Origin of the sequence: Mesorhizobium sp. M0478 (assembly GCF_040321305.1) — a bacterium.
Classification (GTDB): Bacteria; Pseudomonadota; Alphaproteobacteria; order Rhizobiales; family Rhizobiaceae; genus Mesorhizobium.
In genome coordinates, this window is record NZ_JAMYRH010000016.1 from 38217 (window position 1) to 63480 (window position 25264).

Here is a 25264-nt window from a genome sequence, read left to right on the forward strand (position 1 = left end):
CGTGGCCCGCTGGACGTGTGCATTGGGCCCTCTGAATACGGACATCGATTTGGCGTTGAGCGGAAACCGAGACTCGGGCAGCACTTTCGACACAATGCGGCGCTTGTGGCGGCAGGTATCGCAGCGGCGGCAAAGGCAGTTTTTCGGCCTCCTTGTCCTGATGGTGTTCGGTGCTCTGGCGGAAGCGGCCACGCTTGGTGCCTTGCTGCCGTTTCTTGCGCGCATCGCCAATCCTGAGACGGTTGGCGGACAGTCGTTTCTGGCGCGTCAGCTTGCAGGCTTTCGGCTGACCGGCTCTTCTGACAGCCTGCTCGGGCTCACGGTTTTGTTTTCCGTAGTGGCCATCGTGGCCGGTGCCGTGCGTATACTCCTCACCTGGGCCACGAATTCATACGTCTTCTCGCTGGGACATGAGGTGGGCGTGACCGTCTATGACCGAGTGCTGCGCCAGCCCTACAACTACCACGTTTCGCGCAACTCCAGTTCGGTGTTGGCGGCGCTACGACAGGTACAAGCAATCACCGCTGGCGTGATGCTGCCACTGTTGCAATCAATCAGCGGCATAATCATCGGTGTCTTCGTCGTCGCAGCGCTTTTCATACTAAGTTCGATCATCACCTTCGTTATCTTCGCGGGCTTTGGTGCGGTGTATCTCGCCATGTCGCTTGTGATCCGAAAACACCTCAAGCAGAATGCGCGGATCATCGCTAGCGCGCAGGCCGAAGGCATTCGTTCTGTACAGGAGGGGCTGGGCGGTATCCGCGATGTCATTATCAACGACACACAGCCATATTTTCTTTCCCGCTACAGCGAACTCGACCTGCGCCTGCAACGCGCCAACGCAACGAACGCGCTTGCAGCCAGCGCTCCGCGTTTCGCGATTGAAGCCGCGGGTATGGTGATCATCGCGGCCCTCGCTTATTTCCTCATCATCCGATCCAACAATGCCGGCGAGGTACTGCCAATACTTGGAACATTCGTGCTGGGAGCCCAGCGTCTGCTGCCATCGATGCAGCTTGTATACGGCAATTGGGCGTTGATACTCAGCAATCTTGCCGGCGCCGAAGTTGTGCTCCAGGCGCTGGAAGCACCACTTGGCCCCGAATGGAACGAGCCTCCAGCCAGGCGCCTGCCATTCGAACAAGCGATCATACTCAAGGACGTGTCGTTTCGTTACGCCTCCGACCAGCCGCCGATACTCGAAGGCTTCAATCTCAAAATCCCGAAGGGGACCAAGGTCGGCTTCGTAGGCAAGACCGGCAGCGGCAAGAGCACGACGGTCGATCTGATCATGGGTTTGCTGGAACCGACCAGCGGAGCGATCGAGATCGACGGGCAGACGTTGGACGGCGCTACGCGACGTGCCTGGCAAAGACAGATCGCACATGTGCCACAAAGCATATTCCTGGCGGATGCGTCCATCGCAGACAATATCGCCTTCGGCATCGACCCTGCCAGGACCGACCACGAGCGCGTCCGCAGCGCGGCGCAGCAGGCCGCGTTGGCGGACTTCATAGAAAGCTTGCCGCAGGGCTACGAGACGCGTGTTGGCGAGCGCGGCGTCCGCCTGTCGGGAGGTCAACGCCAGCGAATAGGCATCGCGAGGGCTTTGTACAAACAGGCATCTGTGCTCGTCTTCGACGAGGCGACGAGCGCTCTCGACATGGAGACCGAGGCGGCAGTCATGGAGGCGATCCGAGAACTGCCCACCGATCTGACAATATTGATCATCGCACACCGTCTCACGACAGTTGAAAGTTGCGACGAGATCGTAACCCTTGAACACCGCCAGCCGCATATCTCGACGACAACCGGCGGACAGATCGCTTGAATGCATCGCGTGGACGGGTTCGGCAACGTGCCTGATCGGGCTGGCGCCGCCGGTGCAGCAAGGCCGCCACGTCAGTTCGGTTTGGATTGCACCTTGCCAGGGTTCTGGAAGAGAAATTCCGTGCAGGCTTCACCGGTGGATATCCTGACGATTTCGAAATCGAACCGTTGCTTCAAGAAGTCGATCACGGCCTGGTCGTCGGCGAACTCCATCGGCCACCCTCCCAGCCAGTCGCGGACGTCGGTCATGTAACTCATGCCGCGACCTTTTTTCTTCTCGCGAATCTGCTTCAGGAGCATTGGCAGCCGAAGTGGATTTCTGCCAAGGCCGAAACGCCAGATGTACCAGCATTGGATCCATCGCCTTTGACGAGGGTTGGCGGCATTGTACCGACGTTTCACATTGAGCCAGAATTGCGCGGAAGGCGTTACGACATTCGACGAATAGAGAGCGATGAAGAAAAGGCCGCCAGGCCCTACCCTTCGTGCAGCATTCTCAATTGCTTGCCACATGGCGCCAGTGTGATGGAGCACGCCCCATGAATAGACCAAGCTCCAAGTGCCCAGCGCCTCAAGATAGTCGGCATCGAGAACGTCACCTCGTTCGACGGCCCAGTTCGGCGGGTCCCCGGCCAATTTGCGAAGCCTGCCGGTGGTACTTACCGAAAGAGGATCAAAGTCGAAGGAATGTATCCGATCCGCCTTTGCGTCGAAGGCGGCAAGCGAGTGTAGCCCGCTGCCGCTGCCGATATCGAGAAAATCCATTCCTTCCAGGCTCTGCTTGCCGAGGAAGGACAGAAGCTTGTCGGCCGCCACCTGCCGACGTTCAGTCGAGTAGTGTTTGTCGACGAACGACGCCCAATTGGCTCCGAACTCGTACCGATTCGACGATGGGTTGCCTGTGAATGTCATCCTGCGGCTCGGACTCCCCCTTCGATGATGCCCATCATGTCAGCTGTAACTTTCTGAATATCATAGCGCTGTTCGGCAATCGATCGGCTGTTCTTGCCCATGGATAGGGCTTCGTCGGGGTTGTCTATCAAGCGGATCATGGCTTCAGCCAACGATGTGGTGGCACCAACCGGAACCAGCAGCCCGTTGACCCCGGGCACGATTGGCGCCCGGCAACCCGGCGCATCCGTTGTGATCACCGGGCGCCCCATCGCCATGGCCTCCAGAACCGATCGCGACGTCCCCTCGCGATACGACGGAAGCACGAAGATACGCGTATCCGCGATGATGTGACGGACGTCCTCGACCGGTCCGTGATAACGGATGGCTCCGCCGGCGACTGCCTCCTCAACCTCCGATAATGGAAACCCCGAGGGGTTTGGATCCATATCTCCGACGAGGTGGAAACGGGCGTCAGGTCTGACAGCCCTAACCAGCGTCGCCGCACCCAGATATTCGGCGAGGCCTTTGTCACGCAGCAGGCGTGCAATCATCAGAAATCGCGGCTGATCGGGTAGTGGCGCGACTTTGAATCGGTCTAGATCGACTCCCGAGCCGTTGACGACATTAGCTTGGGTCCGCCCGAGCAGCCCAAGGCGACGGAAGTCGTTGCGGTCATCGTCGTTCTGGAAGGTGACCGTGGTGGCAACCCGAAGGCTTGCGGCATAGAGGAGCCGAGCCACTGCGTTTACCATCCTCCAGCGTGGTGACTTGTGCCGGTCCGTGAAGGCGTAGCCGAGGCCGGTGACAAGTGCGTGCCGTCGCTGGATCCCGGCAAGCAACGCAGCCGGCATGCCGTAGACGATCGGCTTGATTGCACAGGTCAACACCACCTGAGGCTTGAGTTTTCTTAGCCGGTTGTGGAGACGAAAAGCCAACACCGTATCGCCGAACGGAGCAATCCCGGCTCGTTCCATTGGCAATGGATGAAAGTGGACGCCGTTCTCGGCCAGCCAACGAATGGTCATGGCGTCGACCGGCGCCATGGCATGAACTTCGTACCCGGAATCGCGCAGCGCAAGAAGCAAGTGTCCCCTGGTGCTTGCGAGGGACGTTGGTTCGCTGACGATGACGACGATTCGTTTCATGCAGTCATTTCTTGGGAGATTGCTCGCGACCCATTCGACCCTTGTAGATTTTTGACACGCAAAACCCAATCATGGCGCATGTTATCCACAACATCGAGCAGATGCTTCGCCAAAAGTGTCTCAGAGTTGCTTTCGAGCGGAGACTTGCCCCTTGGCAACAGCGTGTCGTTGAATTGACGTAACGCCTACCATACAAGGACGTCGACTCACTACCTGAGGAAACCTGCCTATGTCCGAACGCATTGCTGTTATCGGCCTGGGATGGCACGCCTCGGTGAACCATCTTGTCTATGCGTCATCGAGCTCGATCTACGGCCCCAGCACGCGCATGCCGTTTGAGTGCCCGATTCGGCTGACCATTCGCTCAGCCTCTACGCCGCCATCAAGAAAGCAAACGAGCTGATGGCCCATACATACAGCCATCTGTTTGCACTGCCCACGACAGGATTACGCTTCTCCACCGTCTATGGTCCGTGGGGACGGCCAGACATGGCCCTGCTCATCTTCGCTGAGGCCATCGTCGCTGGCGAGCCGATCGACTTCTTCAACCATGGCAACATGCAGCGCGATTTCACTTATGTCGGCGATATTGTCGAAGGCATCGTCCGCGCCATGCGTCAGCCCGCGACACCCAACCCGCAGTGGGAAAGCGTCGCCGGATCCGGCGATCAGCAACGCGCCGTTCAGAATCCACAATATCGACGGCAGTTCGCCAGTTCAGCTGAACGGCTGATCGCGGTGCTGGAGAACGCGCTCCGACTAAAGGCGAACCGCAATCCCATGCCGCTGCAGCCGGGTGACGTGCCGGCAACTTTCGTCGATGTCAGTTCGCTCGAGGAGGCGACGGGATCCAGGCCGGATTCCAATAGAGGTCGGAGTTCTCCGCTTTGCGAATGGTATCGGGAGTATTATCGGGTATGATCCGCAGAGGCGGTGCCACGCAAAAAGGACGACAGGTGGGCGACAAATGAACGTGCGCTATGATTTCGGCCGCAACTGGTCCGAGCTTGCCGCGCGTTTCGAGGCCGAACATCTGGACCGGGCGTGTGAGGATCTTGGTCGACTGGCGGGTGACCTCAACGGCATGACTTTTCTGGACATCGGCTGCGGCTCGGGGCTGCATTCAGCGGCCGCACTCCGGCTCGGCGCGGCGAAAGTCACAGCACTCGATTATGACGCGGATTGCGTGGAGACGACCAGGGCCGTCCTGTCCCGGTTTGCACCCGATGCCGATTGGACCGTTGAGCGGGCCGATATCCTTGACAGATCCTCGCTGCCCACCGGCACGTTCGATGTCGTCTATTCATGGGGGGTCCTCCACCATACCGGAGATATGTGGACAGCGATCGCCAATGCGGCTGGCTTGGTCGGCCGCTCTGGGCGACTGGGTATTGCGATCTATCTTAAGACGCCGCTGTGCGGACTATGGACGGTCGAAAAGAGGTTCTACGCCTCGCATCGATGGGTACGGCCGCCGATCAAGGCGGTCTTTGTCTCGGCTTATATGGTCGCAAGGACCCTGCGCCACCGGGACCCGATATCGTTTGTAAGGAACTACCGCGCGCGCCGAGGCATGGAATTTCTGGCGGATGTCGACGACTGGCTTGGCGGCTATCCCTATCAATCCGCGTTAGCCAGCGAGTTGGAGCGGACTGTGGAAAATCTTGGGTTTCGCACGGATCGGCGTTTCAATGTGCTGCCGGGAGTTGGCCTTTTCGGCACCGGCTGTGGTGAATGGTGTTTCGAGCGGATAGATTTATAGCCACCGGCTTCTTCCCAGTCTGGTGACGCGCGGATAACTTGGGCAAGCCGATATGGAGCTGTAACGGCGGATGTGCGGTATCGTCGGCATTGTGGGTGGAGCGGCTGCGACGAGCGGCGGCGGCCATACTGTGCGTCGGATGGCCGACAACATCCGACATCGTGGACCCGACGGCGACGGGGTCTGGAGCGACGCCGAGGCGGGCGTCGCGCTCAGCCAGCGCCGCCTTGCCATCATCGACCTGTCCTCGGCTGGCGCCCAGCCAATGATCTCTCACACAGGCCGCTATGTCATTGTCTTCAATGGCGAGATCTACAATCACGGCGAGATGCGGGCGCACCTTGACCAGCAATTTGGTGTACATGCGTGGCGTGGACATTCCGATACCGAGGTCCTCCTGGTCGCAATCGAAGAGCTAGGGACCAAAAAAGCACTCGAACTGGCCGCCGGTATGTTTGCTTTTGGCGTCTGGGACCGGCGTGAAAGAACTCTGGTTCTCGGTCGCGATCGCGTGGGTGAAAAGCCGCTCTACTACGGCCGTGTCGGCAAGGCCTTCGCGTTTGCCTCGGAACTCAGCGCCTTTCAACCTCTGCCGGACTGGCGCCCGGAGATAGACCGCAATGCGTTGGCGCTGATGATGCGCCACAACTACATCCCCGCGCCCTACAGCATCTATCAGAGCATACGGAAACTGAGACCCGGCCACTTACTCGTCCTCTCCGATCCTATGAATGAGCCGCGCGTCGAAAATTACTGGCGCGCCAGCGACGTCGCAGCGCAAGGCCGGCGCGAGCCTTTCCTGGGCAGCTCTGAAGAGGTGGTCGACGAGGTCGAGCGTCATCTGCGCCGCTCACTTGAAGGGCAGATGATCGCCGACGTGCCGCTTGGCGCCTTCCTATCTGGCGGCATCGATTCTTCCGCGGTCGTGGCAGTCATGCAGTCGATCAGTGCGCGGCCGGTGCGCACCTTCACAATCGGCTTCGAGGACGTCGGCTACAACGAGGCGCACCATGCCAAGCAAGTGGCGCGCCATCTCGGCACCGATCATACAGAGCTCTATCTCAACCAGCGCGACGCGCTCGACGTGGTGCCGCAACTGTCGGGCATCTATAGCGAGCCTTTCTCCGACTCCTCGCAAATCCCGACTTTCCTCGTCTCTAAACTGGCACGTGGCAGCGTTACCGTGGCGTTGTCGGGTGACGGCGGCGACGAGTTGTTCTCAGGCTACAACCGCTACGCGCTCGCCGATGCGTTCTGGAACAAGTTGTCCCGAATTCCGGTCGGTCTGCGCCGCGCGTCTGCTAGCCTGGCGACATTGCCGTCGGCCGGCCTCTACAACAACCTCGCGGGCGGGATCATGCCGCTCCTCCCGCAACGCCTGCGCCGCGAACGCGTGGGCGACATGATCCACAAAGCCGCGTCTGTGCTTTCGCTGCGGACCATGGACGATGTCTACCGTCGCCTGTGCTCGCACTGGGATCCGACCGAGATCATCTCGGATGCGGTCGAGCCGCCAACAATGCTGACCGGCCTGGAACCGTTGCCGGATTTGCCCGGTAGCGTCGAGCGGATGATGTACATCGATCTTATGAGCTATCTACCCGACGACATACTGGTGAAGGTCGATCGCGCCGCCATGGCCGTCAGTCTTGAAACACGTGTACCGTTTCTCGACCATCGACTCATAAGCTTCGTGCTGTCGCTACCGCTCTCAATTCTGCGCGCCGGCGGCCAGACCAAGTGGCCTCTGCGACAGCTGCTTTACAGGCATCTTCCAAAAGAGCTTGTCGAACGCCCCAAGATGGGCTTCGGCGTGCCCATTGATTCCTGGTTGCGCGGCGCTTTGCGCGAATGGGCCGAGGAGTTGCTCGACGAGCGCCGGCTGCGCGAAGACGGATTCTTCCGGCCTGAAGCGATCCGGCGTGCCTGGTTCGAGCACCTCTCCGGGCACCAAAACAACCAATATCTACTCTGGGACGTGTTGATGTTCCAGTCCTGGCGGGGAGCGACCAAGGGATTTTCAAACGCGATCGCAGCGTGATGGGTGGTGAGCCCGGGCGGTTTAGTCTTTGCGGTGCCGCTCATGCCGTCGGAAGGGACGAGACGTTCGGCACTATCAGACGCGAAAGCGAGCAGCTATACGGGAGGGAGAGGGCGAACCGACGTGCGCCAGGGTCGTTCGAACCGACCCTCAGGGACCTGGAAGCCAACGAAGCAAAGGCATTGAACCCTGTTTAAATCGCTCCGTCGCCATTTCACGACTGACCAGGTCAACCAGTATTTCTCGATCGCCTGCTTCTTTTCGCCGCCGGTATTCGGTTCGGTGGTGAGCTTCGTCTTCCATGGCGGCGCGCTCTGGTCATTGGCGCTGCTGGCGGCCGGCCGGCGGCGCCTTAACATTGATCGGCCTATGCTTGCCATGACCACTGCCATCTATGCCTATTGCGCCGCCCAGATCCTGGCGTCGATCGTAAACGGGACGCTGCGGGCCGATGCCACTCATTTCTTGCCCCTGATGACCTTGCTGTTGTTCCCGATTTCCTATTCGACGTGGAGCATCATGGACAAGGAGAGCCTCGCACGCACTGCCGTTCGTGCCAGCGCCGCAGCATGTGTCGGGGCACTGGTGCTGGCCATCGTCCAATACCACTGGATTGGGATGCTGAGACCCGAAGGTGGGGCCGGAAACCCCATCGTGTTTGCCACGGTCACCTGCCTGGCCGTGATGATGTGTCTTACAGGTGCTCTGTCTGGGGTCGAGAAAGCGTGGAAGCCGCTCACGGCCGCCGCGCTTGCCGGTGTGGTGGCAACACTCTACTCGGGCTCGCGCATGGTCTGGGTGGCCTTGCTCATCGCGCTGGTAGCGGTGCTTGTGACCCATCGCGAAAGGGTCTTCCGATCAGACATGAAGCAGTTGCTGGTGATTGCCGGCGCATCGACATTGATCATCACGGCAATTACGTCTCCGATTGTCGCCGATCGCACACATGTCCTGTTCGAGGACTGGAATGCCCTCGCCGTCAACGGCGATTATACCACGCCGCTCGGGTTGCGGGTCGGGTTGTGGGACGTCGGGCTCGATGCCTTTCGCCAAGCGCCCGTTTTTGGTCACGGAATGGCCGCCGGCCGGATGCTTTCAAGGCAGGGGTTCAAACAGCGCTTTGGCGCCACCGAAGGCTTCAACCACTTTCACAACGGCTTCCTTACGGCTTTGGTGCAGGCCGGACTCGCAGGTGCGCTGACATTGGCTGCAATATTCGTCGTGACGATCCGGAATGCGACAAGAGTCCTGCGCATCAGTGCTGATCCGCTGGAACGTTTTGGCGCCACCATAATTGTGGTCACCGTCATAATATACGTTGCTGGAGGGATGACAGGCATCCTTGTCGGCCATGATATTCTCGACTCGACGCTGATGGTCTTGTTGGTTTCCGGAACATACTTGGCTTGCGGGCAGACAATTTCGCCCAAGGGTCAGTCAACAAATCAAGCGTCTGCTTTTAGGGGGCGCGAAAAGGGAGCGAATCTCCCGCCCCACCATTTTTGATCGACGGAGAAAAAAGGTGCATCACGCCCAACACCGAAATATCTCGTGCCTGCGAGTGGTGAGAGCAGAAGCGCTCTCCCGCTAAGGATCTGCAATTTGGGCGAGCAATGGGCGACGGTGGCACCAGACGCGTGACCGCGATTTCGGGGCGTATCGAATGCTGAACGGCAGCTAAAAGGCCCCGGAGGTTCTCGAAGAGATCGGCAAGAAGCCACAGGCAAAGACCTGCGCGGCTATCGTCGGCATCACGGATGAAGGCGCCGAGATCATGGAAGAATACAAGGGCGCGCCTGCACTAGATGCCGGCCTTCTAGCTGTTTCCCAAGCCCTCGAGCATTACGAGATTTCGCGCTTTTGCACGATCAACACATGGGCTTCCGAACTTGGCCGCGACGAAGCTGTGTCGCTCCTCAATCTGGCACTTGGAAAAGGCCACCGACGAGACTCTGACGCCGAGCCTACCGTTCTCTCAGGAGCCCTGGCGATCAATGCCGGGCTCCTTGTCCCAAGCTCTCGCGCTGCATTGGTGCGAAACCTTGCGCGGAGACGATATGGGAGTTCTCGAAAACACTTTTCGGGCTTGGTGAGAAAGAAGCCTGACGCGGCGCAGCGGCGACATGACGGAGGCGACCGGCGCCCGCCCGGCTATTGCCGTGCATTACAAAACGCCCAGACGTCCGGCCCTAAGGGGCTTAATCAAACGCTAGCGAAAAATTAATGATCCGAGGCAGTAACATGCCCGGCGGTTGTGTAGCTTCAGCCTGGCGGCTTGCTACAAATACGCGCGCGCAGTGCCCGTCGTCGTCAGAAGGATCGTGCACCCCCCGGACGCGTCGTCGATAAGCTGAGGATCGGAAGTTAATGACTCGCGGATTACGACGAGGAGTTCTGATAAGCATGTTTCAATTTCGCGCTTTTTCCCGCAAATTCGAGAGCGTAAGGAATTGAATCAGTCGTTGATTAATCAGGCGTTTTCGCCGGCCTGTCACGCCGGAGGTCGCGGGTTCGAGCCCCGTCACTCGCGCCATTTCTCCTCAGGAGAAATGTGACATAATCGTCTAAAATCATGGTCTTGCATGTGGAAATTCAGATCCGGTCGGATCTGAATTCGGTCTCTCCCGCAACGACGTCACCCCTTGGCCAGCAGCGCCTCGACCTCCTGCAGCGTCGGCATGGACGGCGCGGTGCCCGGCCTTGTCACCGAAATGCCGGCGACGGCGCAGGCGAAGCGGACGGCTTGCAGCGGCTCCACGCCTTTGGCGAGTGCGGCGGCCAGGCCGCCATTGAAGGCATCGCCCGCACCGGTGGTTTCGACCACCGGGCCGGCATTGACCACCGGGACATGGTCGGACCGAGCGGCCGTGTGCAGCAGCGCGCCTTTTTCGCCGAGCGTGATGATGACCCAGCCGACGCCTTTTTTGAGCAGGCTGTCGGCGGCGCGGCGGGCGTCGTCGATCGAAGAAACTTTGATGCCGGTCAGTTCCTCGGCCTCGGTTTCGTTGGGGGTCACATAGTCGCACAGCGTGTAGATGCGGTCCGGCAACTTGGCAGCGGGCGCCGGATTGAGGATGGTGGTCACCCCTGCCCCGCGCGCGATCTCGAGTGCGCGCAGTGCCGCGTCGATCGGCTGTTCGAGCTGGGTGACGAAGACGCCGGCTCCACGGATCAGGCCGGCATTGGCCTCGATGTCTTCAGACGAGATCAGCATCGCCGCACCCGGGCTGACGATGATGGCGTTGTTGCCGGTCGTCTCCTCGATGAAGATGTAGGCCGCGCCGGTATAGCTTTGCGGCGTGTCGATGACGGCGGATTTCACGCCCGCCTCTGCCCAGGTCGCCTTGGCCATGTCGGCGAAAGCATCGACGCCAAGCCGGGTCAGGAAAGTGATGTCGGCGCCGAGCTTGCCTGCCGCCACTGCCTGGTTCGAGCCCTTGCCGCCAGGTCCCAGCTTGAAGGAATTACCAAGAATGGTCTCGCCCATGCGCGGCTGTCGATCGGCCCGGTAAGCGGTGTCGGCGACGAAAACGCCCAGAATGACGACAGGCTTGCCCGACGCCATGGCCCTACTCGGCGTCCGGCGGCACGACGCCCTTGCGAAAGGCGAAGCAGCCATAGAAGCGGCGCTCCCCGGTCTGGATGACGCAATAGGCTTTCTTGGCGCGCTCGTAGAAGGCATAGCGCTCGACCGAGATCATCGGCCAGGCCTTGCCCTCGGCCTTGTCGATCTCCTTTTGCACCTCTTTTTGCACCGGCGGAATCTCGTCCGGCTTGCCGACAATCTCCATGCGCGCGGCCGCGTCGTCGACGAAAGTGTCGAGCGGATAGAGCGACAGCACCGCCTTGGCGACATCGGCCGCCGGCGCATCGATGCGCAGCAGCTTGCCGAGCACGGTCTGCTTTGCCACCGAATCGGCGGGGAAATTGGTGTCGGCGATGATCAGATCGTCGCCGTGTCCCATTGCCCTGAGCGCTTGGAGCACATCGGCATTGAGCAATGGGTTGATCCCTTTGAGCATGGCAGTCCTCGTCAAACAGTTTGGTCAAAGTCGATTGGAAATCAGAGCCGGTTGCCGGTCTCGGCGTCGAAGAGATGGACCTGGTCGAGGCGCGGCTTGAGATTGAGCGTGTCGCCGGGCTTGAAGTCGTGGCGCTCGCGAAACAGCGCCACCATCTCGCCGCTGTCGCCGAAGCGCACGAAGACCAGCGTTTCGGAACCCGTGGGTTCGACCACCGAGATCTTTGCCGGCACGCCGTCGGGATGGATTTCGAGATGCTCGGGCCGCACGCCATAGACCACGGCCTGGCCCTCCTTGGCGGCGCTGCCGGCCGCGACCGGGAACAGCGTGCCTGCTATCTCGACTTTGTCGCCCTTGCGCACCACGCCTTTGAGCAGGTTCATCGACGGCGAGCCGATGAAGCCGGCGACAAACAGATTGGCCGGCCGGTCGAACAATTCCAATGGCGCGCCGACCTGCTCGATACGGCCATCGCGCATGACGACGATCTTGTCGGCCATGGTCATGGCCTCGATCTGGTCGTGGGTGACGTAGATGGTGGTGGTCTTCAGCCGCTGGTGCAGTTCCTTGATCTCGGTGCGCATTTGCACGCGCAGCTTGGCGTCGAGATTGGAGAGCGGCTCGTCGAACAGGAAGACTTGCGGATTGCGCACGATGGCGCGGCCCATGGCGACGCGCTGGCGCTGGCCGCCGGATAGCTGGCGCGGATAACGTTTCAGGTACGGATTGAGGTCGAGAATGTCGGCGGCGCGCTTGACCCGCTCGGCGACCACGGCTGGATCGGTCTTGCGCAGCTTCAGCGCAAACGCCATGTTCTGCTCCACCGTCTTGTGCGGATAGAGCGCGTAGTTCTGGAACACCATGGCGATGTCGCGCTTGGCCGGCGGCAGATTGTTGACGATGCGCTCGCCAATGGCGATCGTGCCGCCGGACACGGTCTCCAGCCCGGCCACCATCCTGAGCAGCGTGGACTTGCCGCAGCCCGACGGGCCGACCAGCACCACGAACTGGCCATCGGCGATATCGACGCTGACCTCGTGCAGGACCTTGACGGTTCCGAACGCCTTGGCCACATTGCTGATCGCGACTTGAGCCATCGTCCCCCCTTTTCTCGCGGTGAAGCTAGCCATTGCCAACGGCAAGGGCAAGTCGGTATGTTATCGATAAAAAGCCATCGTGTTGACAAGGTAATCGATTACGCAAATATTGGCTGTTGCCAATCCGGCAGTCGGATTTTTATCCGAAAATCGGAGCTCCAGGCGACGCAGGGTGGGGTCCCACGTCCCCGTATGATAAAGGAGAACCGCCGACGTTTCGGCGTCGGAGGGATTGGCATTTTAATTCACGACTGTTGTTCTGGGAGGAATAGATGAGAGTCGGTCTGTACGAAAAACTCGTCCGCGCGGGTGCCACCCGGCGTGACATACTCAAAGGCGCGGCCTCGATGGCCGCGATCGCCGCCGCATCGGGTGCTGGGCTCGGCGCTTTCACCCGCCCGGCTGAAGCCGCCAGCGAGCTACGCTCCAAAATTCTGCAGATCCCCGGCGTCGGCAAGGGTCAGCCGACGGATGCCGATTTCCAGAAGGTCGGCGAACTCTGCCTGGAAGCCACCAAGGCCAACGTCAAGGAAGGCGAATTCGCCGGCGTCGAGCTCACCTTCATGGGCCTCAACAACCAGAACCTGCACAATGTGCTGTTCCGCGGCTTCCTGAAGCCGTGGGAGGCCTATACCGGCGCCAAGATCAGCTGGATCGACCTGGCGCAGGCCGACTACAATGCCCGCCTGCAGCAGTCGATCGCCACCGGCACCGTCGACTTCGACATCATCGAGATGGGCGCGCCCTTCGAAGGCGATGTCTGCGGCAAGGGCCTGACGTCCGAGATGCCCGACTGGGTCAAAGAGCAGATCGACATGAAGGATGTCGTGGCCTATCTGCAGCCGCCGGTCGGCACCTGGGACGGCAAGCAGTACCGGATCACCGTCGATGGCGATGCGCACAACTTCAATTACCGCACCGACGTTTTTGCCGATGCCGACCTCGCCAAGGCGTGGAAGGACGGCGGCGCGGCCACCGAATGGGGTGTGCCGAAGACCTGGCAGGAAGTCCAGGCCGTCACAAAATTCCTCAAGGGCAAGAAGTTCAAGGACCAGGACGTCTTCGGCTATCTCGATGCGCCCAAGGCCTGGGGCGGTTTCGGCTTCTACTTCCTCGGCAGCCGCGCCACCGCCTATGCCAAGCATCCCGACGACAAGGCCTGGCTGTTCGATGCCGACACGATGAAGCCGCGCATCAACAATCCGGCCTGGGTGCGCGCCATCCAGGACGTCATCGACGCGCTGCCGTCGGAGCCCGCCGACCAGATCAACGCCGACCCGAACACGACAGCCTTCCAGCAGTTCCTGGCCGGCACCGGTTCGATGGTCACCTGGTGGGGCGACGTCGGCTCCAACGTCAAGACCAACGATAGCTCGGTCATCGGCGACGTCACCGGCTTCTCGATCCTGCCGGGGTCCGACGACGTCTACAATGCCAAGACCGGCGCCTGGGACAAACTCGCCAGCGGCCCGAACTATGCGCCGAACTGCGCCTATCTCGGCTGGGGCGTCTACGTCATGGCCCGCGTCGATACGGACGAAAAGAAGAAAAAAGCGGCATGGTCGGCCGCCGCTCATCTCGGCGGCAAGGACCTGTCAATCTGGACGGCGATGTATCCGTCCGGCTTCCAGCCCTACCGCAACTCGCATTTCGACATTCCCGAATGGGTGGCGGCAGGCTACGACGAGGCGTTCATCACCTCGTATCTGAAGTCGGAAGCCGACAGCTACAACCATCCGAACGCGGCGATCGAGCCGCGCATCCCCGGCATCTTCCAGTATTATTCGGCTGCCGAGGACATTCTGGCCAACACATTCGCCGGCAAGATGAAGGCGCAGGAAGGCGCCGACGCCATTGCCGCGGCCTGGGAGAAGCTGACCGACCAGATCGGCCGCGAAAACCAGATCAAGCTCTACAAGGCCTCGCTCGGCGTGTAGGCTGATCCTATCGTGACAACAGGTCCGGCGGTGCAAGCCGCCGGACCTGACCGGCTCGGGCCGGTCGCAGGCTTGATTTTTTAAACGGACGGGGACGCGTGGCAGACCAGACCACCAATGCATGGCCGGCCAACGCCGGCCCAGCCGATCTGATCTCGCCGGCCCGCAAGCGGGCGGGTTTTGCCCTGATGGCGGCCGCCACGCTTGGCCTGCTGGCGGTGATCGCGTTTGAGATCCTCTACAAGAACGAGATCACCACGCTCGGCTTCGAGACCTGGCGTCCGATCGTCTACGCCTATGTTCTGTGGGGCGTGGCGCTCGGCATCGGCCAGGTGCTGACGCGCGGCGAGGACGGCCAGCGCGCGCTGTTCCTGCTGCCGGCGCTGCTGTTCACCATCGCCATGGTGATCTTCCCGACGCTGTTCGGCTTCTATATCGCGCTGACCGACTGGAACCTGTCGTCCTTTTCCGGCCGCAAGTTCAACGGGCTCGACAATTTCTGGCAGATGCTGGCCGATCCCTACTACCGCAACGCGCTGTTCAACATGGTGCTTTATGTGCTCGCCGTGCTGGTTGAGTATGTGATTGCCTTCGGCCTGGCGCTGCTGCTCAACGCGCAGATCCGGGCGCGCAAATTCTTCCGAGTCGTCTTCCTGATGCCGCTGATGCTGTCGCCGGTCGCGGTATCCTGGATGATCGGCAAATCGCTGATGGAGTACCGTTTCGGGCCGGCGGCGACGCTGGCGCGCCATCTCGGCTGGGAGAACCCCGCCTTCTTCTCCAACCCGATCACCGCCCGCATCTCGATCATGGTGCTCGACGGCTGGACCTTCATCCCGTTCATGATGATCATGCTGCTTGCCGGCCTGCAGGCGATGTCGCGCGACGTGCTGGAAGCGGCGCGCGTCGATGGCGCCACGCCCTGGCAGACTTTCTGGCAGGTCACCTTCCCGCTGATGCTGCCGGTGTCGGTCACGGCGGTGATCCTGCGCATCATCTTCAAGTTGAAGCTCGCCGACATCATCATCACCGTGACCTCCGGCGGGCCTGGCGGCGCCACCGATTCGGTGTCGAGCTTCATCTACCGCGAATACCGCGACCGCTCGAATGTCGGCTACGGCACCATGCTGGCGATGGCCTATCTCGTCATCATCGTCGTGTTCGTGACCTGGCTGTTGAAATTCGCCAATCGCTTCGTGCGCAACGTGAACTGACGAGGCACAATGAGCGTCCAGACCACCGACTATGCTGCCTCGGAAATCCGCTCACCGCTGGGTTTTCTGGCCAATCGCATCTTCATCTATGGCGCGCTGGCGTTCTGGGCCTTCATCTGCCTGTTCCCGATCTACTGGACCATCACCACCTCGTTCAAGACCGCGGTCGACGTCACGCAAGGACACCTCATCCCGTTCGTCGACTTCCAGCCGGACTGGAAGGGCTGGCGCTCGCTCGGCCTGTCGCCGGATTCGATCTTCCAGACCTCGACGGTGCGCGAGGAGTTTTTCAAGCGCTTCATGAATTCGGTCATCACCTCGGTCGGCGCGTCGAGCCTCGCCATCGTCATCGGCAGCCTCGCCGCCTATGGGCTGACCCGCTACCGCTATCAGTTCGCCTGGTTCAAGAACGAGGACATCTCCTTCTTCTTCCTGTCGCAGCTGATCCTGCCGCCGGTGGTGCTGGCCCTGCCCTTCCTGGTGCTCTACCGGGAAGTCGGTCTGCTCGACACACGCATCGGCCTGATCCTGCTCTACACGCTGATGGTGCTGCCGATCGTCATCTGGATCATGCGCGACCAGTTCAACTCGATCCCGGTCGAGCTCGAGGAGGCAGCGCTGGTCGACGGCCTCTCGATCTGGGGCGCTTTTTTCCGCATCGTCATGCCGATTGCGCTGCCGGGCATGGTCGCCGCTTTCATCCTGGCGATGGTGCTGTGCTGGAACGAGTATTTTTTCGCCGCGCTGCTGACCTCGACCGACGCCAAGACCATCCCGGTCATGGTGGCGAGCCAGACCGGCTCGCAAGGCATCAACTGGTGGTCGATGGCGGCGCTTGCCACCGCCGCGATCGCACCGCTGGCGGTCATCGGGATTGCGCTTGAGCGGTATCTGATCATGGGCATGACGGCGGGCGCGGTGAAGTAGGGCGAGAGGCGGCGTGCCCCTCTACTGTTGACCTCGGCGGGACAGCACCCCCCCTCTGGCCTGCCGGCCATCTCCCCCGCAAGGAGGGAGATCGGCAGCTTTGGCTGCATCGCTTTTCTTGCGACGTAGGTGATTGGCGAAAGCGGAAATGACATCTGATCTCCCCCCTTGCGGGGGAGATGTCCGGCAGGACAGAGGGGGTGTGAAGGATCGCTACAGAGCGACTTTGTCTGCTAGCGCCCCAATATCGCCCTCAGGTGATCCATGATCATCGCGACGCCCTTCTGCCCTAGCTCCGCCGAGGCCTCCGGCGCACTGGCCGTATACCACGCGGTATTCTCGCCAAAACGCCCGGCATCGACCGCTTCCGGACACAGTGCCAGCATCAATGATGTCTCGCCAACACCGGCGTGATCGAACGGATACTTCCCGTTCATGGCAGCCGACATTAGCGGGTGCACCTGCACCCAGTTGAAGAAATTCTCGCCGGCGGCGTGCCCGGCATAATAATCGGCCATCTCGTCTGAGCCCCACCAGCCCTCGCCGCGCTGCTTCTCGAGGAAGCGGAAAATCGCCTGGCGGCCGGCGGCCTTGAAGGCGAGATCGGTCGGCATGCCGGCGGCAAAGTTCTCGGTCTGGTGGTGGATGATGGCGTTGATGTTACGAAAGCCGATGCGCAGCAGGCTGTAGAACAATTCTTCGGCGAACGGCGCCAGCTGGTTGCCGCCGACCTGCACCGAGCCGTTGCCTTCAGGTGCTGCCACCACATAGCTCGCCGCACCGTAGTAGAAAGCCGGCAGGATGACGATGTCGGCCTCCTTCTCGTAGAGCTCCAGCGTCTTGACGACGGCCAGCGTGTCCATGCCGACAGCCATGTGCTCGCCGTGATATTCGAGCACGCCGAGCGGGAGAGCGACCGGCCAGTTCTCGGCGATCGCCTTGCGGATCTGGTGCGGCAACATCAGTTCGTAGCGCATGATCTATTCCATGTTGGTGTGGCGGGTGCGCATGGCCTCGGACGACTGGCCGGTCAGCGCCTTGAGCTTCAGCACCATCACCTCGAACAGCAGGAACAGCGCCCCTTCGAAGACCGAGCCCATCGGCAGCAGCGATGTCTTTTGTGGCCCCTGGTCACGCGCCATGGTCTGCGCCGGGATCAGCAAGGTGAAGTCGGCAAGCGCGACCGCACTACTGCCTGCCTCGGCGGTGAGCAAAAGCACGGTGGCGCCGGCCTGGCGGGCGACTTGCATCAAGGTAAGCACCGTCGTCGTCTCGCCCGGGCCGGAACTGACCAGGAAGACATCGGCTGGGCGAAGCGGTGGCGTGTTCATGTCGCCGACCACCGACACCTCAAGGCCAAGGTGATAGAGGCGCATGGCGAAACCCTTGAGCTGCAAGGCCTCGCGGCCGCAGCCATAGACGACGATCTTTTGCGCGCGGGCCAGGGTTTCGCAGGCGGTGTCGATGCCGGCTTCGTCGACGCGCGCCAGTACGGCGCCCAGCTCTTGCAGGGCGGTCGAAAACATATCCGAGCCGGCATTCGTCATGAGAGTCCCATCTGTCCGGCTGGGTTTGTGGCCGGTGATTTCGGGTTGCGCGCTTTCGGAAAAAGGCTTGTTTTTGTTCATGCTATCACCGCGAAAATGCCTGTCCAACGGCCATGGCGGCTTTTGCTGAGCCAGCGGCGTGATAGTGTCATGTCAGACAATCAATCCAGGAAATCAGCACGACATGAAGACACGGCATTTCGACCGCATCGGCAATGGCGGCCTCGACTTCACCGAGCTTGGCTTCGGCAGCGCGCCGCTCGGCAACCTTTACCGCGCCGTCCCCGACGCGGATGCCAACGCCACGCTGGAGGCGGCGTGGGCGACCGGCTGCCGTTACTACGACACCGCGCCGCTCTATGGCCTGGGCCTTGCCGAAACACGGCTCAATGCCTTCCTGCGCGGCAGGAAGCGCGACGATTATGTGCTGTCGAGCAAGGTCGGTCGCCTGTTGCGCGCCTGCCCGCCGGAGGAACGAACCGGCATCGGCAAGTTCTTCGACACACCGACGCGCAAGGAGGTCTACGACTACAGCTACGACGGCGTCATGCGCTCGTTCGAGGCGTCGCTGGAACGGCTTGGCGTCGACCGCATCGACATCCTTTTCGTCCATGACCTCGACATCTTCACCCATGGCAGCAAGGAGGCGTCAGACCAGCGCATCGAGGAATTCATGGCCTCGGGCTACAACGGACTGGTTGCGCTGCGCGACCAGGGCGTGATCAAGGCCTTCGGCGGCGGCATCAACGAATGGGAGGTTTGCCAGACGCTGGCGGAGCGTGGCGACTTCGACCTGTTCCTGCTGGCCGGGCGCTACACGCTGCTGGAACAGGAAGCGCTTGCCACCTTCCTGCCGCTCTGTGAGCAACGCGGCATCGGTATCGTTCTCGGCGGTCCTTACAATTCCGGCATCCTGGCGACCGGGCCGAAGCCAGGCGCCTATTACAATTACTCCGAGGCGCCAAGGGACATCATGGATCGCGTCGGGCGCATCGAGGCCGTCTGCCAGCGCCATGGCGTCAGGCTGATCGAGGCGGCGCTGCAGTTTCCGCTGCTGCACCCTTCCGTGGTGTCGGTCATCCCCGGCGGCCAGCGGCCGAGTGAAGTCGAAAGCAACCGCGCCCTGCTCGATGCCAAGCTGCCTGCGGCGCTGTGGGCGGACCTCAAGCAGGAAGGCCTGATGCGCGCGGATGCGCCGGTGGGCTGAAGGCTCGCCTCAGCGGGCTGACGGCCTGCCGCCATCGAGGCAAAAGAAAAGCCGGGCGAACCCGGCTTTTCAACATTCTCTGAAAAATTTTTAGTTGACCGCGTCCTTGAGGCCTTTGCCGGCCGAGAACTTCGGCACGGTACGCGCCGGAATCTTCACTTCCGCGCCAGTCTGCGGGTTGCGGCCAGTCGATGCCGCACGCTTGGAGACGGTGAAATTTCCGAAGCCGACGAGCCGTACATCGCCGCCCTTCTTCAGTTCGCCAGTGATGACGGAGAACACCGCCTCAACCGCCGACTGTGCGTCACCCTTCGAAATGCTCGCGGATTCAGCGACAGCGGAAACCAGTTCGTTCTTGTTCATAAAAATTCCCTTCCATGAGAAAACCGGAACTTTCGACTCATCCGGCAGGAGAGGGACTTTAGAAAGAAGCGCTCGCAAACCCAAGTCAAAAAGCCGGAAAAAAGTTGAAAAAAGCCCGGAAATGGTGGGTTTTTCACATGAAAAAGCCGGGCTCAAGGCCCGGCTCTCTCTTTGTGCACTGCAACTTTAGTAGTTTCTAATGTGCAAGCGACTTTCCAGCATCGTCAACGGTATCGGTGGAAGCCGGCGGATTGACTGGCTCGACCCACTCGATTGGCTCCGGCATGCGCACCAGCGCGTGCCTCAGAACCTCGCCGACACGTGAGACCGGAATGATCTCCATACCGTTCTTCACATTGTCCGGTATCTCCGCCAGATCCTTGGCGTTGTCTTCCGGGATCAGCACCTTCTTGATGCCGCCGCGCAGTGCGGCGAGCAGTTTCTCCTTGAGGCCGCCGATCGGCAAGATGCGGCCGCGAAGCGTTATCTCGCCAGTCATCGCCACATCGGCCCGGACCGGAATACCAGTCATGACAGATACGATGGCCGTCGCCATGGCAGCACCTGCAGACGGACCGTCCTTCGGCGTGGCGCCTTCGGGCAAGTGGACGTGGATGTCACGCTTGTCGAACAGCGGCGGCTCGATGCCGAAATCGATGGCCCGCGAGCGGACATAAGAGGCCGCCGCCGAGATCGATTCCTTCATCACGTCGCGCAGATTGCCGGTCACCGTCATGCGGCCCTTGCCGGGCATCATGACGCCTTCGACCGTCAGCAGCTCGCCGCCGACTTCCGTCCAGGCAAGACCGGTGACGACACCGACCTGATCGTCAGCCTCGACCTGGCCGAAGCGGAAGCGCGGAACACCGAGGTAATCGGCGAGGTTCGCCGCCGTGATGCTCACCGTCTTCTTCTTCGTCTTCAGGATCTCGGTCACCGCCTTGCGCCCGAGCTTCATCAGCTCGCGCTCCAGGCTTCTGACGCCCGCTTCACGGGTGTAGGTCTGGATGATGCCGCGGATCGCGTCCTCGCCGACGGAGAATTCCTTCGGCTGCAGGGCATGATCGCGGATCACCTTGGGCATCAGGTGACGCTTGGCGATCTCGATCTTCTCGTCCTCGGTGTAGCCGGCGATACGGATGATCTCCATGCGGTCCATCAGGGGCGCAGGGATGTTCAGTGTGTTCGCCGTCGTCACGAACATCACGCTCGATAGGTCGTATTCGACCTCGAGGTAATGGTCCATGAACGTCGAGTTCTGCTCGGGATCGAGCACCTCGAGCAAAGCCGATGACGGATCGCCACGGAAGTCCTGGCCCATCTTGTCGATCTCGTCGAGCAGGAAGAGCGGGTTGGACTTCTTGGCCTTCTTCATCGACTGGATGACCTTGCCGGGCATCGAGCCGATATAGGTGCGGCGGTGGCCACGGATCTCGGCCTCGTCACGCACGCCGCCAAGCGCCATGCGGATGAACTCGCGGCCGGTCGCCTTGGCGATCGACTTGCCGAGCGAGGTCTTGCCGACGCCGGGAGGGCCGACGAGGCACAGGATCGGCCCCTTCAGCTTCTTCTGGCGGCTTTGCACGGCGAGATACTCGACGATGCGGTCCTTGACCTTGTCGAGGCCGAAATGATCGGTGTCGAGCACGTTCTGCGCAAACGCCAGGTCCTGCTTGACCTTGGAGTTCTTGCCCCACGGGATCGACAGGATCCAGTCGAGGTAGTTGCGCACGACGGTCGATTCCGCCGACATCGGCGACATCGTCCGCAGCTTCTTCAACTCGGCTTCCGCCTTTTCGCGGGCCTCCTTGGAGAGCTTGGTCTTCTTGATGCGCGCCTCGATCTCGGCGGCCTCGTCGCGGCCGTCCTCGCCTTCGCCGAGCTCCTTCTGGATCGCCTTCATCTGCTCGTTGAGGTAATATTCGCGCTGCGTCTTCTCCATCTGGCGCTTGACGCGCGAGCGGATGCGCTTCTCCACCTGCAGGACGGAGATTTCGGCTTCCATGAAGCCCATCGCCTTTTCCAGCCGTTCCTTGACGGACAGCGTGGCCAGCATCTCCTGCTTCTCGGGGATCTTGATGGCGAGGTGCGAAGCAACCGTATCGGCGAGCTTGGAATAGTCGTCGATCTGGCTGGCGGCACCCACCACTTCAGGCGAGATCTTCTTGTTCAGCTTGACGTAGTTTTCGAAGTCGGTGACGACCGAACGGGCGAGCGCCTCGACCTCGACCTCTTCCTCCTCCGGCTCGACCAGCGCCGTGGCGGTAGCTTCGTGGAAGTCCGGACGGTCGGTGAACGAGACGATCTTGGCACGCGAAGCGCCTTCGACCAGCACCTTGACGGTGCCGTCGGGCAGCTTCAGCAATTGCAGCACATTGGCGAGCGTGCCGATGTCGAAGATCGCATCGGGCTCGGGATCGTCATCGGCGGCATTCATCTGGGTGGCAAGCAGGATCTGCTTTTCCTGACCCATAACCTCTTCCAGCGCCTTGATCGACTTTTCACGCCCGACAAAGAGCGGAACGATCATGTGCGGGAACACCACGATGTCGCGCAGTGGGAGGACTGCGAAGACGCCGTCGCTGGGAGCCTTGGATATTTTGGCCATTGTCCAACCTTTCATGTCGCGGCCGCTAATTGAGCCAACCGCGAATCTCATATTAACGACCGGGGATCGTTCCGCCTACCACCGTTTGTGACGGGAGTTTTACAGCACAGAATTCGGCACCACGGCCTTCCGATGTTAGTTGGATGCACGAGGGGCAAAGATCAAGGGTCGACACGTTCGTTCATCCACTCCGTCACAAGGATCGGTACCTCACCACAGCAAAACGGCGCCCCGCGGGCGCCGTTCCATAAAAAGGTTAGGCCAGATGCCAGATCAGGCGCTGACGTTGCCCTTCTTTTCCTTCTGCTCGGAATAGATGTAGAGCGGCCGGGCGCTGCCGGTCACCACTTCTTCCGAAATCACCACTTCGCGCACGCCTTCCAGGGCGGGCAGTTCGAACATGGTGTCGAGCAGGATCGCTTCCATGATCGAGCGGAGGCCACGGGCGCCGGTCTTGCGCTCGATGGCGCGCTTGGCGATCGCCGACAGCGCATTCTCATGGAAGGTCAGGTCGACACTCTCCATCTCGAACAGCCGCTGATACTGCTTGACCAGCGCGTTTTTCGGCTCGGTCAGGATCTGGATCAGCGCCGGCTCGTCGAGGTCTTCCAGCGTCGCCAGGACCGGCAGACGGCCGACAAACTCGGGGATGAGGCCGAACTTCAAGAGATCCTCGGGCTCGACCAGGCGGAACACGTCGCCGGTGCGGCGATCCTCGGGCGAAGCGACGATGGCGCCGAAGCCGATGGAAGTCTTCCTGCCGCGATCCGAGATGATCTTGTCCAGCCCGGCGAAGGCGCCGCCGCAGATGAACAGGATGTTGGCGGTGTCGACCTGCAGGAACTCCTGCTGCGGATGCTTGCGGCCGCCCTGCGGCGGCACGGAGGCGACGGTGCCTTCCATGATCTTCAGAAGCGCCTGCTGCACACCCTCGCCCGACACGTCGCGGGTGATCGATGGGTTGTCGGACTTGCGCGAAATCTTGTCGATTTCATCGATGTAGACGATGCCGCGCTGGGCGCGCTCGACATTGTAGTCGGCCGACTGCAGCAGCTTCAGGATGATGTTTTCGACGTCCTCGCCGACGTAACCGGCTTCGGTCAGCGTCGTCGCGTCGGCCATGGTGAAGGGCACGTCGATGATGCGGGCCAGCGTCTGGGCAAGCAGCGTCTTGCCGCAGCCAGTCGGGCCGATCAGCAGGATGTTGGACTTCGCCAATTCGACGTCGTTGTTCTTGCCGGCATGCGCCAGGCGCTTGTAGTGGTTGTGGACAGCCACCGACAGCACGCGCTTGGCGTAGGGCTGGCCGATGACATAGTCGTCGAGAACCTTCAGGATCTCCTGCGGGGTCGGCACGCCCTCGCGCGACTTCACCATCGAGGTCTTGTTCTCCTCGCGGATGATGTCCATGCACAGCTCCACGCACTCGTCGCAGATGAACACCGTTGGGCCGGCGATCAGCTTGCGCACCTCGTGCTGGCTTTTGCCGCAAAACGAGCAATAAAGCGTGTTCTTCGAATCACCGCTGTTGTTGCCGACTTTGCTCATTTTCCTGTCCTTTCATGGCCGCCCGCCGATGGTCTGGCTGAAAGGGCGCATATTCTATCTATCGCGGGAATTCGCCGCCGCCAGTGTCCCGGCTCCCGCAACGCATTCCGTACGAAACACAAATCAGAAAACGTCGCAATGATTCGCGCCAACCCTGCACAAAGCTAAGCCGTCGAAAATCAACATAGCCTTAACGTAGGCAATCCCATCCACCGAGGGAACAGCCAATTGTGGCCGAAATGCCGCAAATCCCAGCAAAAGCGCGTTATCCAGCCACGCAACTGCCATGCAGCGCTTATGCCGCAGCGCCTTCGACCGGCTCGCGCGACGAAATGACCTTGTCGATGAGGCCGAAATCCTTGGCTTCGTCGGCTGTCATGAAATGGTCGCGGTCAAGCGTCTTTTCAATGTCTTCGTAGCTCTTGCCGGTGTGTTTGACGTAGACCTCGTTGAGGCGGCGCTTCAGCTTGATGATGTCCTGCGCGTGCCGCTCGATGTCGGAGGCCTGGCCCTGGAAACCGCCGGAAGGCTGGTGAACCATGATACGGGCGTTCGGCGTGGCAAAACGCATGTCCTTGTGGCCGGCGGTCAGAAGCAGCGAGCCCATCGACGCCGCCTGGCCGATGCACAGCGTCGACACCGCCGGCTTGATGAACTGCATGGTGTCGTAGATCGCCATGCCCGAGGTCACCACGCCGCCCGGCGAGTTGATGTAGAGATTGATCTCTTTCTTCGGGTTCTCGGCCTCGAGGAACAAAAGCTGTGCACAAACCAGCGTCGCCATACCGTCTTCGACCGGGCCGGTGATGAAAATGATGCGCTCTTTCAGCAGGCGCGAGAAAATGTCGTAGGCCCGCTCGCCGCGATTGGTCTGCTCGACCACCATCGGAACGAGGTTCATGTAGGTTTCGACGGGGTTCTTCATGGACTACCCTTTTTGGAGATGGGGATTCCGGCGCCGGAACATCGGGCAGAATCGGTTCTTGATGGTTAGAATGTAAATAGGATGCCGGCTCACCCTAGCGCAAGGCCGCCTGCTCCTAGCCATCTGGTTAAGTCGAATCAAGGTTTCCGCGCAAGGGAAAGTCCGAACGCGGCCAGCGGCGTTTTTGCGGTGTAGCA

The 25264-nt window shown here is 60.9% G+C and carries 21 protein-coding genes; 10 read left to right on the forward strand and 11 right to left on the reverse strand.

The genetic code is table 11. The annotated features are described in order from the left end of the window. The first annotated feature begins 22 nt into the window (after positions 1-22). Entirely contained in the window at positions 23-1831 is a 1809-nt protein-coding gene (locus NKI64_RS27805; RefSeq protein WP_245260009.1) for an ABC transporter ATP-binding protein, read from the forward strand. A gap of 71 nt (positions 1832-1902) precedes the next feature. On the opposite strand, the gene NKI64_RS27810 is transcribed toward NKI64_RS27805, so the two are convergent. Both NKI64_RS27810 and NKI64_RS27815 read right to left on the reverse strand, forming a co-directional pair. Next, entirely contained in the window at positions 1903-2742 is an 840-nt protein-coding gene (locus tag NKI64_RS27810; protein WP_352671363.1) for a class I SAM-dependent methyltransferase, read from the reverse strand. Further along, on the reverse strand, positions 2739-3869 hold the full coding sequence (locus NKI64_RS27815) for a glycosyltransferase family 4 protein (protein WP_023734113.1): 1131 nt from the start codon (positions 3867-3869) through the stop codon (positions 2739-2741). Before NKI64_RS27815 ends, NKI64_RS27810 begins: the two co-directional genes overlap by 4 nt. A 339-nt stretch (positions 3870-4208) precedes the next feature. On the opposite strand from NKI64_RS27815, the gene NKI64_RS27820 reads away from it, so the two are divergent. The 5 genes from NKI64_RS27820 (at position 4209) to NKI64_RS32225 (ending at position 9896) form a co-directional block, all read left to right on the forward strand. After that, positions 4209-4790 carry an NAD-dependent epimerase/dehydratase family protein gene (locus NKI64_RS27820; protein ID WP_050587088.1) on the forward strand — a complete coding sequence of 194 codons (582 nt, stop codon included), beginning with the start codon at positions 4209-4211 and terminating at the stop codon, positions 4788-4790. Positions 4791-4836: 46 nt separating this feature from the next. Next, complete coding sequence (locus NKI64_RS27825; RefSeq protein ID WP_023734114.1) at positions 4837-5631, forward strand: class I SAM-dependent methyltransferase; 795 nt, start codon at positions 4837-4839, stop codon at positions 5629-5631. Positions 5632-5701: 70 nt separating this feature from the next. Next, positions 5702-7672 (forward strand): asparagine synthase (glutamine-hydrolyzing), encoded by a 1971-nt coding sequence (gene asnB, locus NKI64_RS27830; RefSeq protein WP_023734115.1) that lies wholly within the window; start codon positions 5702-5704, stop codon positions 7670-7672. 285 nt (positions 7673-7957) lie between these two features. Next, positions 7958-9178: an O-antigen ligase family protein gene (locus tag NKI64_RS27835; RefSeq protein WP_352671368.1), complete on the forward strand. Its 1221-nt coding sequence runs from the start codon at positions 7958-7960 to the stop codon at positions 9176-9178. 244 nt (positions 9179-9422) lie between these two features. Further along, a complete protein-coding gene (locus tag NKI64_RS32225) occupies positions 9423-9896 on the forward strand; it encodes a DUF892 family protein (protein WP_502901406.1) in 474 nt (157 codons plus the stop codon). Positions 9897-10307: 411 nt separating this feature from the next. On the opposite strand, the gene rbsK is transcribed toward NKI64_RS32225, so the two are convergent. The 3 genes from rbsK to NKI64_RS27855 are packed head-to-tail and all read right to left on the reverse strand — an operon-like array spanning position 10308 to position 12791. Beyond that, a complete protein-coding gene (rbsK, locus tag NKI64_RS27845) occupies positions 10308-11237 on the reverse strand; it encodes a ribokinase (RefSeq protein ID WP_023693302.1) in 930 nt (309 codons plus the stop codon). A gap of 4 nt (positions 11238-11241) precedes the next feature. Further along, entirely contained in the window at positions 11242-11694 is a 453-nt protein-coding gene (locus tag NKI64_RS27850; RefSeq protein ID WP_023693301.1) for an RbsD/FucU family protein, read from the reverse strand. A gap of 41 nt (positions 11695-11735) precedes the next feature. Beyond that, on the reverse strand, positions 11736-12791 hold the full coding sequence (locus NKI64_RS27855; RefSeq protein ID WP_023689461.1) for an ABC transporter ATP-binding protein: 1056 nt from the start codon (positions 12789-12791) through the stop codon (positions 11736-11738). 272 nt (positions 12792-13063) lie between these two features. On the opposite strand from NKI64_RS27855, the gene NKI64_RS27860 reads away from it, so the two are divergent. From NKI64_RS27860 to NKI64_RS27870, 3 genes are all read left to right on the forward strand, one after another. Then, complete coding sequence (locus tag NKI64_RS27860) at positions 13064-14728, forward strand: ABC transporter substrate-binding protein (RefSeq protein WP_023669429.1); 1665 nt, start codon at positions 13064-13066, stop codon at positions 14726-14728. 98 nt (positions 14729-14826) lie between these two features. Then, positions 14827-15942 (forward strand): carbohydrate ABC transporter permease, encoded by a 1116-nt coding sequence (locus tag NKI64_RS27865; protein WP_352671373.1) that lies wholly within the window; start codon positions 14827-14829, stop codon positions 15940-15942. Positions 15943-15951: 9 nt separating this feature from the next. Then, on the forward strand, positions 15952-16869 hold the full coding sequence (locus tag NKI64_RS27870) for a carbohydrate ABC transporter permease (RefSeq protein ID WP_023669427.1): 918 nt from the start codon (positions 15952-15954) through the stop codon (positions 16867-16869). A gap of 233 nt (positions 16870-17102) precedes the next feature. Here NKI64_RS27870 and NKI64_RS27875 read toward each other — a convergent pair whose 3' ends face one another. Next, on the reverse strand, positions 17103-17846 hold the full coding sequence (locus NKI64_RS27875; protein WP_023689463.1) for a creatininase family protein: 744 nt from the start codon (positions 17844-17846) through the stop codon (positions 17103-17105). 3 nt (positions 17847-17849) lie between these two features. Further along, positions 17850-18416, reverse strand: coding sequence for an SIS domain-containing protein (locus NKI64_RS27880; protein ID WP_023689464.1), 567 nt, complete (start codon positions 18414-18416; stop codon positions 17850-17852). 184 nt (positions 18417-18600) lie between these two features. Here NKI64_RS27880 and NKI64_RS27885 point away from each other — a divergent pair, with 184 nt between their 5' ends. Further along, positions 18601-19623, forward strand: a complete 1023-nt coding sequence (locus NKI64_RS27885; RefSeq protein WP_023669424.1) for an aldo/keto reductase — start codon at positions 18601-18603, stop codon at positions 19621-19623. A gap of 90 nt (positions 19624-19713) precedes the next feature. Here the strand turns inward: NKI64_RS27885 and NKI64_RS27890 are convergent, their stop codons facing one another. The 4 genes from NKI64_RS27890 to clpP form a co-directional block, all read right to left on the reverse strand. Then, on the reverse strand, positions 19714-19986 hold the full coding sequence (locus tag NKI64_RS27890) for an HU family DNA-binding protein (protein WP_023669423.1): 273 nt from the start codon (positions 19984-19986) through the stop codon (positions 19714-19716). A 196-nt stretch (positions 19987-20182) separates the two neighbouring features. Then, positions 20183-22594 (reverse strand): endopeptidase La, encoded by a 2412-nt coding sequence (gene lon / locus NKI64_RS27895; RefSeq protein ID WP_023682304.1) that lies wholly within the window; start codon positions 22592-22594, stop codon positions 20183-20185. Positions 22595-22867: 273 nt separating this feature from the next. Then, positions 22868-24142: an ATP-dependent Clp protease ATP-binding subunit ClpX gene (gene clpX / locus NKI64_RS27900; protein WP_023682305.1), complete on the reverse strand. Its 1275-nt coding sequence runs from the start codon at positions 24140-24142 to the stop codon at positions 22868-22870. Positions 24143-24437: 295 nt separating this feature from the next. Beyond that, complete coding sequence (gene clpP / locus NKI64_RS27905; protein WP_023682306.1) at positions 24438-25067, reverse strand: ATP-dependent Clp endopeptidase proteolytic subunit ClpP; 630 nt, start codon at positions 25065-25067, stop codon at positions 24438-24440. Between the last annotated feature and the right edge of the window lie 197 nt (positions 25068-25264).